Origin of the sequence: Bradyrhizobium manausense, from assembly GCF_018129685.1 — a bacterium.
Lineage (GTDB): Bacteria > Pseudomonadota > Alphaproteobacteria > Rhizobiales > Xanthobacteraceae > Bradyrhizobium > Bradyrhizobium manausense_D.
On record NZ_JAFCLG010000002.1, the window covers coordinates 409,639 to 423,543 of the forward strand.

The window sequence follows — 13,905 nt, forward strand, 5'->3', positions numbered from 1 at the left end:
ATTTTCCATACTGACGCCACCGTGGGAAGAGGCCGGCTGGGACGACAAAACCAGCAGAGGCACTGCAAACGAAAGGCCGCGCAATGCCGATCTGGAGTACCTCCTGATCGTGAGCTTATCGACCATCGCGCAGCTTCGTCCTATTAAACCTGGCTTCAGATCGTCTTTTTGAAGACTGGAACAATGGGCCCGTATACTTCGCTCATGGAGCGGTTGCCTTTCCCGTCATAGAAAAACAGCAATCCGCCCATTCTACTGTCAACGTTAGAAAGAAAGCTCACCAAACGTTCTACTTCCCATGCCGCATCCGTTGTATCCAGGTTCACCAGACGGCTTTCACCAGGTGCAAGCGGCTCCGGATGGTCGATGACAAGGCCGTTCCGGGGGACCAGCTCCTTCGGAAATTTCGAACTGACTGCCGCCACCGCCGCAGGAAGACTCTTATTTATGAAACGCAGGTTAGCGGTGGTGAACTCGCCAACGCTCACGGGTTGATCGGACGTATTGGTCATCTCTACGCTCAGGCGCATGGACCGACCGGGAACGTCGTACTCGGCCCTCTTGAACTTGATTTCAACCGCGTGGGGCGGCTTGGGCAGTGGTGGAGTGGAAAGAGACCCCGATTGAAGCGGAACCAGTTCTGGAAACTCGGACGTCGTTCTGGTGTATCCGACCAGCACCACGATCGCCAAAAGGACCAGCAGGGCCGCCGCAACTTTGTCGTCCATCGGCGTGATGAGAAGGTCCTCTCGCCCCTTCTTGACCACGAGCCAGCGCGAAATGATGAGGGGCCTGCGCAGCCACCATAGGATCCACACCGCGGCAATCAGCCCGAACCCAAACTGCCACATCTGCACGCGTGAAACGCCAAACGTTTGCAGATCGTCGATCTTGTTTCCAGTCAAGGTCGTGAGCGGATCCTTGAAATCCGCTTCGTTGCCGCTGACAGTTATCCATTCTCCCGGCCCAACGACCGCCCCGGCCCCATGGATGTTCATGACCGGATGAAGGTGCCACTGTCCCACCTTACGCGCCTTCATAACGAGTTTGAAGTCATAATCCCGTCCGACGATCAAACCCTTGGTGGACTGCCGTGCGGGAATTTCGTTGATGTACGATTCTACGCGGGTCATGACGGCGCCGGGCGAGCCGTTGGAAAGGAACACCAGATTGGGCAGACTCACCGAATCCGGCCAATCGTTCAATAAGTGAAACTTGCCCTGGACGGTTACTGTATCGTTGACGTTAAGCGCATCGGTTGACCAAGTGACGTCATACCAATGCACAGTGCGCGTTCTGATGTAAGGCTCGGTCGCCCGCTCGCCGTGCGCGAATGCGGCCTGATCCATAAGGGAAAATAGCAATGTCGTCGCGGCCCAAACGAGCAACGTCGCCTTTTTCATTATCTTGCTCATAGAGCACCCGCATCGATTTTAGCGCCATAAAGCTCCTTGAAGCGGTATCCCACCGGTATGTATTTGGGTGTGCAGGCGACCACACCCATCAACCAGAACACCGAGTAGGCGAACATGCAAACGAACGCAGAAAAGAACGCTGAGACCCAGTTGGCGGAGTCGCCGAACGTGCGCAAGGTTCCGCGTTCGATAATTCTTATGTATTCAGGCGTGCCGGAACGAGGGAAGACGTAGCCGATGATATCGGCAACAGACGCCATCTCACCCATATGCTCTGCTGGCTGGAAATATGGCGCCAGATAAATCCAGTTTGTCGGAAAGAACGAGAGACCATAAATAACGCCGCCGAACACGGCCGTTATAACCCAGCTTCGGCTCAGCACAAGGATGAAGTCGAGTGCCATCGCTCCGACTAGACCGGTCGCTGGAACAACGAGACTGAGCGGGAAGTAGGCCATGCCTTCCCAAGCATGGTATCTGACAATCCAGACGCCGATCAGAAACAGAAGTGCGCTAGCTGTCGCTCCGATTGGCAGGCGAAATAGAGTCCAGAAGATCGCCTGAAATGCCGCGGCCGACATTATGGAGACTATCGGCGTTATCAGAATCCAATACTGTCTGTCTTTCCAGTCAATAAAAAAATCCCAGTCCCCAGCGAAAAGGAGAAAATGGATGTGCGTAACGGACCATACAAGGAAGGCAGCTATGACGACAATCAGGTAGTCGAAAGTTCGTGAATAGCGCGCTATTCTTGGCGACATTTCTGCCGCAGCTAAAATTGCTTGATCGTTGTCAGTCATGCTCCCCCCCCCCGGTAATTCGTATTCTTATGATTAGGCAACGGTTCTTTGCCGAAGGCGGTGTCCTACCTGTCAGTCAGTCGATTCAGCAGAGACACCGCCTACAGTCGCATTGTCCGCCATCGCCGGCATCAGCCAAGGCGTCAGGCTTTCGCCAAGTTTGCGCCATCGATCTCTTTGAAAAGCTCCGCCATCCTCATGGTCGCCTGAAGAAGGACGCCGCCAAGAGCAAAGCCGGTCCACCCAAGAACCGGGAAGCCCCAATGGAGCGGATGGCTGAAGATTTCTTCAGTGAGCCAGAACGCGTGGCCCCACTCGTTATAGCCAAGGTTCGGCAGAATGAGCCCGGGCCCGAGCACAGCCATGATGAGCGGCACCGAATAGCCTTTTGAGAATTTGGGAATCCGCGTGGTAGCATATAGAAGGCTGCTAACGCCCAAGATGATATACAGTGGAATACAAGCGTAAAATACGACGATATGGCTGGGAGTAAGCGCGGTGTCGCGAATCACGGTTTGATGCCAAGTGGCATCGCTCTCACCAAAGAAGCTAGCGATCCAAAGAAAAGAAAACGTATACAGCAAGAACCACGCGACGAGGCTAAAGTAGCGGCGCAGTTCCGTTTCGGCGTCGATTTTGTCGAGGTTCTTATCCCGGGTGAGCCAAAGGTAGGCCCAAATGGCGAAGCCCACCCCGAAAATAAGCGGTACCTCGACTTTGAACAGCGTCAGCCAGTAGGTCGCAAATTCGGGGGATGTCGAATCCAGGCCGTACTTGAATGCAAATGCCTGCTGGTAAAGCCGAAGCCCTACGTAGATGGCGAGCAGCACTCCCCAGGAGATGGCCACCGGCACGAGATTGATAAGCTTTTTCGTATGTTGCGGGTCAGCCGCCCGCGGCTCAGATTCTAAGATGGCATGCATAGTCCCGCCTCCTCTCGCTGATGATAACTTAGTCAACTATTGTCCTATGACTTGGGATACGGTCCTTTAGTATTAGGGTCCCACCTGCCCGCGGTCGTTGCTGAAGCGCCTGACGGACCTATCCGACTGGCGTCCGGCCCAAGGCCCTGATCCCGGAAAGTGGATTCCGGTATCTTGGCCTTGTCACTGTAGAGTGACAGGCGAAGCAGACAGCTCGTTGGATTCCTGGTCGCGGGCGCGGTCGTAGCCCGGCAACGGCGTCTGCGTCGGGTCTCTCGATCGAACAGTCGCAAGGACGGCGGCCTGGCGCTGCAAGTCGGCATACAAGTCTAATCCATGACAGCAGCCTCGTTCGCGCAGCAAGCGCCTTCGCTTACCATCGCCGATGGCATCCGCAGGCTCCGGCACGAGGGTGTTAGCCGCCTCATGTTGGAGGCGATCGGCATCGTTAATCCGCGCCGCATCAAGGCCTTTCCGCGAGACCGGGGGGCGGCGCGCCAAGACCGACAGGCTGGACGCGCGGCTGATTGCGCGCTTCGCTCTTGTCATGATCGACGAGATCCGCCCGCTGTCTTCCGCCGAACAGCAAGCCCTGAAGGCGCTGTCGCCAGTCGACCGAGATGGTCGCGATAGAGAAGACGCGGCTCAAGCAGGCGGTCGAGCCCATGCTGTTGGCAAGCCGCCGCACCCTTTACTCGATGAGGTTTGCGAGAGGATAAGAAGAGATGCAGGATCGGTCTTACCGGCGCATGCGACACTGGTGACCCAAATGGCCCGTTGAGGCCTGTCCATTAATGAGATCGCACGCGCGCGCGCTGATATCCATATTGGTCCGGAGCAAAACTCGCTCCAATCAGAGACCGGATACATTGATACAAGACCGCTGACGCCAGCTCGACGAAAACCTCTTGCGACGCGCGGCCGGAGGCGCCACGAAGGTTGTGCGCGCCTGAACCCTGCAATCTCAAACCCGCAAGCGAGCCAAAAACTGACTCGCGCTCAATGGCTTAGAAATTTTTCACGCACGACTTTGTATGTCGTCGTCTATCAGCTCAATGGCAGGGTGTTGCCGTGACAACGGCTGGCGTCTGCTTCGCTAATGTTTGCATCGACGGCGAAGGCTTCGCCCTTGATCAGGCCGGCATTCATGCATGCCGTACAGTCTCAAAAATGTATCGGAGAATGTCACTATCGCGGAATCGAAGTTCAAGCCACGCTCAAGCGACATCGACCATGACAGAGTTTCTCAACATCAACATCACAGCTTCGCTTGCCGGCCGTGGCGGGCTGAACAAATATCCCTGCATTTCGGTGCAACCCTCGGCACAAAGGCGGTCGAACTGTTCCTGTGTTTCGACCCCTTCCGCCGTCGTCGTGATGCCAAGACTCGTTCCAAGGCCGGCAACCGCGCGGACGATTGCCATGCAATCCGGCCGTTCCGTGAGCTCGCGCACGAACGACTGATCGATCTTGATCTTGTCGAACGGGAAACTGCGCAGATAGCTTAGCGAAGAATAGCCGGTGCCGAAGTCGTCCATCGAAATGTGCACGCCGAGTTTGCGCAGTTGATGGAGGGTGGCCAAATTCGCGTCGGTGTCGCCTAGAAGCACGGTTTCGGTGATCTCCAACTCCAGCCGCTCGGGTGGCAGCCGCGAATAAGCCAGCGCGGTCAGAACCGCCTGGACCAGATTGCGGCTCTTGAACTGGACTGGCGAAAGATTTACGGCCACTTTAATGGGGAGCGGCCAGGTGATCGCTTCGGCGCAGGCTTTGCGCAAGACCCATTCGCCCAGCGGAATAATGAGGCCTGTTTCTTCGGCGAGAGGAATGAACTCGGCTGGCGAAACCATGCCGCGCTCGGGATTATGCCATCGCAGCAAGGCCTCGAAGCCGCTGACGTCGCCACTTCGCAAATTGACCACCGGCTGATAGTAGAGTTCAAACTCGCCGTTGCTCAAGGCTTTGCGAAGCTCGAGCTCGAGCGTCCGCCGCGCCTGGATACGCCGATCCATTTCCGGCTCAAAAAAGCTAAAACGCCCGCGGCCATCCACCTTGGCACGGTACAAGGCAATGTCTGCATTGCGCAGCATCCCCTCGGTGGCATCGCCATCGCGTGGTGCAATCGCGATGCCTATGCTGGCCCCGACAATGATCTCTTGCCCCTGGATTTCGTAAGGGGAACCCAGAACATCAATCAGCTTGCGCGCCAGCCCTTCGGCGTCGCGATCTCCATCTATTATCGGCATGATAACCGCGAACTCGTCGCCGCCGAAGCGCGCGACGACATCGGTGTCGCGCAAACAATTGCTGAGCCGTTCCGCCACCATTTTGAGCAGCACGTCCCCGACCGGGTGACCGAGCGTATCGTTGACATTCTTGAAGTGGTCGAGGTCGAGACATAGCACGGCGAGATTGCCACCGCGGGCGATGCGCGCGAGTTCTTCGCCCAGGCGTTTATGAAACAGCACGCGATTTGGCAGTTCGGTCAACGCGTCGTGATGGGCCATGTGTTCGATGCGGGCTTCATTGCGGCGCCGTTCTGTCACGTCGATATATGTTGTGACGAACCCGCCGCCTTCGACCGGAGCGCCCCGGACCTCGATGGTAATCCCGTCGGGACGTTGGCGTTCGAATACGTGAGGCTTTCGCGCCTTCGCCAGTTCCATTCGGGCCGAAACCTGTTGTTCGACGTCGCCGGGTCCGTATTCGCCGCGGCGTGCGTTGAAGCGGAATATTTCTTCGAGAAAGGGCGGATCACCGACAAACATGCTGTCCGGCAGATCGAGAACTCGGCGCGCCGCCGGATTGGCAAAGATGATGCGCAGGTCGCAATCCATGACCGAGATCCCGCCGGGGAAATTGTCAAGGATGGCTTGCAGCAAATAGTTTTGATCCGAACGCACGACAGTATCCCCAGACGGTATTTATCCGCGCTCGAATACAAGCCTGATCTCGATGTATCCTTCGTGCATACGAGACCTGCGCGGTTGTTAAAACATAACGATGGTAAGCATTTCGTGAATTTCTGCGGTTAATAGGCAGGCGGAAGGCAGCGGCCCGAGGCGGCGGCTTCACTATAAGTCGTCCAGCTTGGCAGGTTGGTCCAAACCGCAGGCTCAACCCAGCCCCATCCCGCAGCCAGATCCCGCCGTCCCTGCCCGACCCGCGTCCTCCGCAGACAGATTGACCTTGCGTCACGGCAGTTCAACCCGGCTGGCCCGCACTGGGCCTGATCGTTACCTTCACGTCAAAGGAAAGCCTCTCAATTTCTCCGCGGATAGCACCAAGCCGACCGTCTTGAGCTCATCGACGAATTGGTCGCGCCAAGATGGCCGCCTTAGTCGTGTCGAGCCGGGAACGGAGTTTGTCTCACGCGACCTCGATCTGTGGGCCTGTCAACGAAGCGTCACGCTGGACTTCAGCCGGTTAGGCAAGCCGACGCGACAACGCGTTCATCAAAACCTTCAACGGGTCCATCCGCGCGGAGTGTCTGATACATCACTCGGCAACTTGACGCCGCACGAGTTCGCACAACAGACTCAAACAGCCCGAGAAATTGCCTAGCGCTACTTTGGCAGATTTTTTGGTTTGATCGGCGCAACTGGATTCCCGAATCAGGTTTTCAATGATCCATGGGTGGTCGGCTTTTGGACGGCCGACCATGTTGGAAAAAGTCGAGGTGGGAAGAAGAGCTTGCGCGCTGGCTTGAGCCGTTCCTGGATTGCCTGGGTCACAGGGCGCGCCGAGCGATCGCAAGAGCGTCCAGCCTATGGCGGCGCGGCTGGCGCCGGGCGACTATGACCAGTTGCACCATTTCATCGCTGATGGCGTCTGGGATGCGGCGCCGTTGGAGTCGGACCTGTTGATTCAGGCCGACCGCCTCGTCGGCGGCAAAGATGCGGTGCCGGTCATCAATGACACAGCGATTCCGATGAAGGGCGATCGTTCGGTTGGTGTCGCTCCGCAACATGTCTCATCTCTCGGCAAGATGGCCAATTGCCAAACATTGGTGTCGCTGACGCTTGCGCGGGGTGAAGTGCCGGTAATGGTGGCATTACGTCTCTTCGTTCCCGGGAGCTGGACGAGCAATCCGGTGCGTTTGAAGCGTGCGGGCGTTCCAGTCTAGCACCGCGCGGCACGACCCCCTAGCAGGCCAGTCACCGGCAGCGCAATCGGAAGAAGCACCGTCAGAAGATATGGATGGCGGCCTTTGAGCAGTTCCGCCTGCAGGGCAACCTGCCGAGTTTTGTTGCATATTCTTGCGGTAGTCGGAAGAAAGCCCTATCATCCAAAGAAAAACGCCTTGGCAACGCACCAAGGCTGACGAGAGAGGGATCAACCAGGTGGGTAGGACCGATCACCGGTTCAGCAATGAATCTGGCGTCGCCGTCGTCCAGGCGAAAGCGTCGTCGGCAGTCGAGGCGGCGGCGGAGATTGCCCGGCAACTGCCCAGGGACGGACTGGCGATTGTTATCGTCTTTTGTTCGCCTTGCTATGATCCGCACGAGTTTGCCGCTGAAATCGCTGAAATCTATGGACCCATTCCGGTCTATGGCTGCACGACTGCTGGCGAACTTGCGCCCGGAGGCTGGGATGACAACAGCGTTGTCGCGCTGGGATTTAGCGCGCAGGACTTTAGCGCAGTCGCGAGGCCATTACTCGATCTCGCCCAATTTCGGGTCGAGGATGGCCGCAGAATTGGCGCCGAGCTGCGGCAAGAATTTACACGATGTTCGCCAGAAGTAGCGGATCGACAATCCTTTGGACTTTTGCTGATTGATGGCATGTGCAAACGCGAGGATGTGGTGATGTCGGCGCTCTACGCGTCGCTCGATAATATTCACGTCGTTGGAGGATCCGCGGGCGACGGTCTGCGTTTTGGACAGACGTGGGTCTTTTGCGACGGCCAGGCCCATACCGACGCCGCGGTGCTGATCATTCTGACAACGTCACTGCCCTTTCGCCTATTCAAATGCGATAACTTCGAGCCGACATCGACAAAGATGGTGGTAACCGAAGCTGATATAGAATTGCGCGTTGTCAAGGAGCTGAATGCGGAGCCGGCTGCCCAGGAATATTCGCGTGCAGTTGGAATCGGTGACACCCACCTTGATATGTTTTCGTTTGCTTCTCATCCCGTTCTTGTCCGGGCCGGCGGCACGTACTATGCACGCTCGATCCAGCGGGTAAATCCTGACGACGGATCTCTCAATTTTTACTGCGCTATCGATGAAGGAATGGTCCTCACCGTAGCGAAAGCCCGTAATCCGATCGGAGCAATGCTCGAGCTGTTTGCTGAAACACGGGCAGAGATCGGCGAGGTCTCGCTCTATATCGGCTTTGAATGTCTGTTTCGGCGGCTGGATGCGGAACAGCATCAATTCGCCCGCGACATGTCTGAACTTTATCGCGAAAATCGGGTGGTCGGGTTTCACACCTACGGCGAACAGTACCGCGCAATGCACCTGAACCAGACATTGACCGGAGTTGCGATCGGCAAGAGGCCGGTTTCGCCATGATGCCGCAAGATCAAGATTCCGTAGAGGCGCTGCAACGGGAGACCACGAAACTCAGGAAGATCAACGCCGCGCTGATGTCACGCGTGGAACGGTCGATGGATCAGCAATCCAATGCGTTTTCATTGTTCGAGACGGCTATCGCGCTGGATCATCAGGTTCGCAGCCGAACCCAACAATTGCAGGAGGCGTTACGTTCGATTGAGCGCACCAACGGCTATCTCTATCGTGCCAAACAGCAGGCCGAGGCGGCCAGTTCGCTGAAATCTTCCGTGTTGATTTCCGTAACCCACGATCTCCTACAGCCGTTAAATGCGGCGAGGCTGACGCTCTCGGCGTTCGCAGAGATGGCTGTTTCGGAACAGGGAACCGCGCTCATCGAGCAAGTTGACCGGTCCTTGCTTACGCTTGAGGATTTGCTAAGAACACTGCTCGATATTTCCAAGCTCGACGTCGGCGTTTTGAAGCCGGAACCGCGTCCGCTATTGATTTCGTCCTTGTTCGACCCGCTTAAACAGGAATTCGCGCCGTTTGCCGCGAAGCGAGGCTTGTCATTGACGATTCAGCCGTCGTCCCACGCGGTGATTTCAGACCCGATGATGCTTCGCCGGATTTTGCAGAATCTGTTGGCCAACGCCCTCAGGTACACTCAGAAAGGCAGAGTCCTGATGGGTTGCCGGCAGAAGGGCGACAAACTCCAGATACAAGTTCATGATACCGGACCTGGTATACCCGAAGGCCAGCGGCAAGCGATCTTTCTGGAATTCCAGCGCGGTGAAGCAGGCGACGGAGATGAAGCCGGTTTCGGGCTTGGTCTATCGATCGTGCGCCGCTTCGCGACGGCTCTCGGCCATGAAATTCATCTTGCTTCGCGCGTAGGTCACGGCTCGTCCTTTTCTGTCACCCTGCCTCGTACAGAACTCGAGGCGTACCCGGAGACGGGGCGCGAGCTTCAATATGTCGACTTCCAATACAGCGGACTCGAAGGTGCAAAAATACTGCTCGTTGAAAACGATTCATCGAGCGCGGAGGCGATGGCCTTCCTGCTTGAAGAATGGGGATGCGACGTCGCCAAGACGATATCCGCAGCAGATGCGTTGGAGCGAATCGGAGCACTCGGCGGCGCGCCTGATGCGATCATCGCGGATCTTCATCTAGACGGCAATGAAAGCGGTCTGGAGGCCATCAGTGCGGTACGCCAGCAGGTCAGGATCGAAATTCCCGCCATGATAGTCACTGCGGACTATTCGGTAGAGGCAGCGAGGGAGGCTTCGATCTACGGCATTGAACTCCTTAAGAAGCCTGTCAAACCCGCTGAGATGCGATCTCTGTTATCATTCCTGTTGGCTTGAGATGGGCTCATTCGAATCGCGTTGTATCGGTCGATCAAGCGGCCGCAAGGCCTATTACGTCTCGATACGCTCAGATACCTGATGCTTGACCGGAGGAGAACAGATCAGACTCGCAAAATCGATTTTCGAGATTTCTATGATGGCATTGGTACGGCTAAATACGTTCAATTTGCGTAAAATATCCGACACATGAACCTTGACCGTAGTTTCGCAAATCTTAAGTTCATAAGCAATTTGCTTGTTCTGTAGACCCCTGCGCAACATGTCCAGTACACGCAGTTGCTGCGGCGTCAGATCGTGAAGGCTTTTAAGCAGCTCCCGATTGTCGACCCTGGGTCGTCGCGTTCTTGCCGCTTCCCGATAGCGCTTGGGAAGATAGATGGTTCCTCGCAATACTTCACCAATGGAGTCCGTGAGTTCGCGCTTCGATGTCGATTTGGGAATGTAACCGGAGACCCCGAGCGCGAGAACGCTCTGGACAATTTCCAAATCCTCGTAGCCAGAAACGATCACGATGGGACTCTTCGGAAATGCTTTCCGAATGCGCATGACACCGGAAAGCCCGATGGTGCCGGGCATCGAAAGATCGAGCAGGACAAGGTCTATTTGATGGGTCGAAGAAAGCACTTCCAATGCCTCGTCGATCGACGCTGCTTGGAAGATTTCCGCGTCGGGTATGGCGACGCAAACGGCGCTTTCCAGCGCTTCGCGAAACAAGGGATGGTCTTCGACAATCAAAAATCGCGTCACGTTGCAACGATCCTTGTATCGGTCACAATATATCCGGAACGAAATAATGCAGAACGTCCCTCCATATAGCCAGTTGCGACCTGTGGCGGAAGTCACTTTTTGGAGCTGGCCGTAAGCTGCGAACCATCGTTTGCCGGGGCCGTCCGAGGCCATTGATCGATGCAGGACGGCATTCGCGACCTACTACCATGTAGTCCTTGCGTCATGGTAAGTCTTGTAGATCATAAAGGAAAATCCCCGCAGGCTGGGGAAATACTCTGGTGCCGATTTACGATTTGGAGGCTGGATAGGAGGGGCTGCCGCACTGCGAGAGCCGCAGCGGAACTTGCCCCCCGAAATCACCCAAGTAGCGCACTCTTGCACCGTTTTTGCCCTGCCGTTGGCGCGATCCTTCTGGGGGACCTGCGTATGTCTTGGCGCGCAACCCTTGCAAATCAAGATCGGCTAGCTTCACGAAGTGCCGTCGAAGAATAGAATATCTGTCAACGGCGGAGAGGATCTTGGCCAGCGCGGCGGAGTAAAAGCAGGCGAGTGAGGCGGCGTCGAGAGAGAGTGTTCTGAGACTACCGGGTGACGCCCCTGCGTATCAGCAGCCTGAACGACGAGCCAACCCTTGTCGAGCAGCCCGCCCGCGATAGACAGCGTGCGGCCCTTGAGGTCCGCGATGTCATGAATCGGCGAATCCCTTCCGATCATGATCGCGCCGACAGACGTGGAATAAGGGTAGAATTTTATTTTTGTTCCAAGCGCGCCCCAGAGCCAATCAACGACCGCCAGGTCGACCGAACCAGAATTGAGCGCGAGCTTGCCCGCATCCGGCGAGGCGAATTCCTCGCTGGTCAAATCCAGGTTCGCGGCGCCGGCAAGATGATGGCGACGGATAACGTCCAGTTGTCAGGCAAACGTACCGGTTTTTTGCAAACCGATTCGCCATTGATCGGCCGCGAACGTTTGAGAAGCGCCAACGATAAGAAAAGCCGCGATGAGAACCCGGAGCATTCTGTCATTCCCGGGGAAAATCCTCCCTCAACTCGAAACGGGCCAGCGATTGCGGCGATAGTTTTGAAGGTCCGTTCGCTTGAGAAGAACATCCGGTTTGTCTGCCGTCAGGGCTCATCATGTCGGCTTCGCGCGATCAAGCCGAGAGGCTTGCTGTTTCGGATCCGACAAATTGATCTTGCCAATCTCGATGATGGCCTTGTTGCGGCTGAAGAGCTTCAGCTTGCGCAAAATCTCCGTAACATGTCCCTTGACGGTCGATTCTGCGAGTTTGAGTTCGACGGCGATGTGCTTGTTCTGAAATCCGCACCGGATCAGATCCAGCACGCGAAGCTGCTGGGGGGTTAGTTCCCGCAGCCGCGCGCGCAGAACCTGCGCGAAATCTGCGTCGCATGGCTCGTTTCGAACCACAAAATTTTTCGGAACGGAAATCGAACCACTGAGCACGCGCGCGATGGAAAGGGCCAATTCACTCTTTGACGTCGATTTCGGTATATATCCGGCAGCACCGAGCGAAAGCGCTTCACGAACGATTTTCTGGTCCTCGTCGCTCGATACGATCGCGACAGGCAATCGAGGATAGGTTTCGCGCAGGCGCAAAAAGCCCGAAAATCCTGCGGCATCCGGAAGGCAAAGGTCGAGCAGGGCGAGGTCGATTCCTTGTTCAGACGAAAGGATATCGAGCGCACCCTTGATCGACATCGACTCGAGGATCCGGGCATCCGTATGAGCCAGACGCACTGCGTTGCCCAGGGCTTCGCGAAACAGTGGATGATCGTCGATAATCAGAAAGCTCGTCATGTCCTTGCCTCGGCCCTCAGGAGAAACCTGCCAGTCGCCACCATGCTTTGCCCTTGCCTTAGGATGGATACGAATAAGCCTCTCAACCTAGTGAGCTTCCGATACCTGTTCGCAGCGTCAAATTCAGTTCAGGTTATTCCGCGGGGCTTTGTACGGTCATCAGATAAGCGTACACGTTGTTAAGCTGGTTATCTTTGAATACTTCGTTCCATGCGGGCATCCCCTTCGCCGGGCGTCCCTCGTGAACGGTCTTCCAATACGTATTGCGCATGTTATCGCCATACCGAACTCGTAGCCGTCGAAGGTCGATGCGACGTTCGCTCTGTACGGCGTCAGGACCGTGGCAGTGTGCGCACGTACCGTTGAAAATTTCGCGCCCCTCGCTCACCGCTTCAGGAGTTGCTACGGGCGTCTCGGCTGCTGAATTGGCCGCCGTAAGGGTGGCTGTCGCCTGTGCCAGAACGACGGGTAGCGCCGGTGTGTCCAAGGCGGCATGCATGACCGCTGGCTGCGCGACTGCGCTCAGCTTGATTGGGATGTCGGTCGGAAAGCCATACTTGGCCGAGAGGTCGGGAATCAGTGCTGCCAGCCCCGGGATCTGCGCATCAACCTGATCCCGCAATTCCGTTGAGCCTTTTGCAAAGCCAATTGCCACGGGCCACAGCAGGCCGTCGCCATCGGTGCTCTGGATATCGTAGCGGCCGCCATATTCGGTCTTGTTGAGCCAGCCTGCGACGGGACCCCAGATGAACGTGACATCGACCTTGCCCTCGTCGAGCGCCCTCATGCCTTCTTCGGGGCTAAGTACGGTTTTCTTTTCTATATCATCGCGCAGCGCAAGAATATTTTGGGGCGTCGATTGATATTGCACCGCCACGCGGAGTTGTTTGAGATCGTCGATGCTGGAAACCTTGCGTCCCTTTGCGGTCACCAGCGCATAACCTTCCTTGATGATCGGCTTCGAGAAGATGACCGCCGGCCCCATGAAATCCTCGCTGGGCGTCAGGCCGATCATGGCATCGCATTGTTTGCCCAGCAGCGTGACGCGTACTGTGCGTTTGCCGAAATAGGATTTGTACCAGTCATAGCTGACCGGACGCCCCAGCGCCTTGCCGAGAGCCTGCCCAATTTCCAGGTAGACGCCCGGCATCGAGGGATTATCGCTTGAGAATGGCAGATTGGTCGGATCGGCGCAAAGCCGCAGCGGCTGCGCGTCGTCGGCGCCGGCCTGTGAAGCCGGCGCCAGAAGCGTGAGAACGACAACAACAGCGGGGATACTCGCGTGGACACAAGCGTTGCATTTGTCGCTGGACGATCCACGTGTGCCCAGTAGCTTTGCTAGCATCCTC

Annotated in this window: 10 protein-coding genes and 4 pseudogenes; 5 read left to right on the plus strand and 9 right to left on the minus strand. The window is 56.5% G+C overall.

The genetic code is table 11. The features are described from left to right. Positions 1-155: 155 nt before the first annotated feature. The 3 genes from amoB to amoC all read right to left on the minus strand — a co-directional run bounded on the left by amoB (position 156) and on the right by amoC (position 3,138). The gene (gene amoB, locus JQ621_RS09605) at positions 156-1,403 is read right to left on the minus strand and encodes a bacterial ammonia monooxygenase, subunit AmoB (RefSeq protein WP_212234184.1); all 1,248 of its coding nucleotides are present in this window, start codon (positions 1,401-1,403) and stop codon (positions 156-158) included. 8 nt (positions 1,404-1,411) lie between these two features. Then, entirely contained in the window at positions 1,412-2,215 is an 804-nt protein-coding gene (locus JQ621_RS09610; protein WP_249125015.1) for a methane monooxygenase/ammonia monooxygenase subunit A, read from the minus strand. Positions 2,216-2,358: 143 nt separating this feature from the next. Continuing rightward, on the minus strand, positions 2,359-3,138 hold the full coding sequence (gene amoC / locus JQ621_RS09615) for a bacterial ammonia monooxygenase, subunit AmoC (RefSeq protein WP_212234185.1): 780 nt from the start codon (positions 3,136-3,138) through the stop codon (positions 2,359-2,361). Between the two features lie 378 nt (positions 3,139-3,516). Between amoC and JQ621_RS36115 the strand changes: the two are divergent. Next, a pseudogene (locus JQ621_RS36115) lies at positions 3,517-3,824 on the plus strand (IS110 family transposase); the annotation flags it as partial. A gap of 382 nt (positions 3,825-4,206) precedes the next feature. Here the strand turns inward: JQ621_RS36115 and JQ621_RS35995 are convergent. Both JQ621_RS35995 and JQ621_RS09625 read right to left on the minus strand, forming a co-directional pair. After that, a pseudogene (locus JQ621_RS35995) lies at positions 4,207-4,340 on the minus strand (IS5/IS1182 family transposase); the annotation flags it as partial. A gap of 15 nt (positions 4,341-4,355) precedes the next feature. Next, on the minus strand, positions 4,356-6,041 hold the full coding sequence (locus JQ621_RS09625; protein WP_312015404.1) for a putative bifunctional diguanylate cyclase/phosphodiesterase: 1,686 nt from the start codon (positions 6,039-6,041) through the stop codon (positions 4,356-4,358). 439 nt (positions 6,042-6,480) lie between these two features. Here JQ621_RS09625 and JQ621_RS09630 point away from each other — a divergent pair. From JQ621_RS09630 to JQ621_RS09645, 4 genes and pseudogenes are all read left to right on the plus strand, one after another. Further along, positions 6,481-6,640, plus strand: a pseudogene (locus tag JQ621_RS09630) (IS3 family transposase); the annotation flags it as partial. Between the two features lie 123 nt (positions 6,641-6,763). Further along, positions 6,764-7,261, plus strand: a pseudogene (locus tag JQ621_RS09635) (transposase); the annotation flags it as partial. A 220-nt stretch (positions 7,262-7,481) separates the two neighbouring features. Beyond that, positions 7,482-8,657, plus strand: coding sequence for an FIST N-terminal domain-containing protein (locus JQ621_RS09640; RefSeq protein ID WP_211376016.1), 1,176 nt, complete (start codon positions 7,482-7,484; stop codon positions 8,655-8,657). Further along, entirely contained in the window at positions 8,657-10,006 is a 1,350-nt protein-coding gene (locus JQ621_RS09645) for a hybrid sensor histidine kinase/response regulator (protein ID WP_211376205.1), read from the plus strand. Before JQ621_RS09640 ends, JQ621_RS09645 begins: the two co-directional genes overlap by 1 nt. 54 nt (positions 10,007-10,060) lie before the next feature. Here JQ621_RS09645 and JQ621_RS09650 read toward each other — a convergent pair whose 3' ends face one another. From JQ621_RS09650 to JQ621_RS09665, 4 genes are all read right to left on the minus strand, one after another. Then, entirely contained in the window at positions 10,061-10,756 is a 696-nt protein-coding gene (locus tag JQ621_RS09650) for a response regulator (protein ID WP_212234187.1), read from the minus strand. A gap of 450 nt (positions 10,757-11,206) precedes the next feature. Continuing rightward, positions 11,207-11,599: a substrate-binding domain-containing protein gene (locus JQ621_RS09655; RefSeq protein WP_212234188.1), complete on the minus strand. Its 393-nt coding sequence runs from the start codon at positions 11,597-11,599 to the stop codon at positions 11,207-11,209. 273 nt (positions 11,600-11,872) lie between these two features. After that, entirely contained in the window at positions 11,873-12,556 is a 684-nt protein-coding gene (locus tag JQ621_RS09660; RefSeq protein WP_212234189.1) for a response regulator, read from the minus strand. Positions 12,557-12,689: 133 nt separating this feature from the next. Further along, complete coding sequence (locus JQ621_RS09665) at positions 12,690-13,901, minus strand: c-type cytochrome (RefSeq protein ID WP_212234190.1); 1,212 nt, start codon at positions 13,899-13,901, stop codon at positions 12,690-12,692. Positions 13,902-13,905 lie beyond the last annotated feature (4 nt).

Excerpts from the sequence above, each read along its gene's own strand:
- amoC (WP_212234185.1), bottom strand. The coding sequence starts at position 3,138 with ATGCATGCCATCTTAGAATCTGAGCCGCGGGCGGCTGACCCGCAACAT.
- JQ621_RS09645 (WP_211376205.1), top strand. The coding sequence starts at position 8,657 with ATGCCGCAAGATCAAGATTCCGTAGAGGCGCTGCAACGGGAGACCACG.
- JQ621_RS09660 (WP_212234189.1), bottom strand. The coding sequence starts at position 12,556 with ATGACGAGCTTTCTGATTATCGACGATCATCCACTGTTTCGCGAAGCC.
- amoB (WP_212234184.1), bottom strand. The coding sequence starts at position 1,403 with ATGAAAAAGGCGACGTTGCTCGTTTGGGCCGCGACGACATTGCTATTT.
- JQ621_RS09665 (WP_212234190.1), bottom strand. The coding sequence starts at position 13,901 with ATGCTAGCAAAGCTACTGGGCACACGTGGATCGTCCAGCGACAAATGC.
- JQ621_RS09610 (WP_249125015.1), bottom strand. The coding sequence starts at position 2,215 with ATGACTGACAACGATCAAGCAATTTTAGCTGCGGCAGAAATGTCGCCA.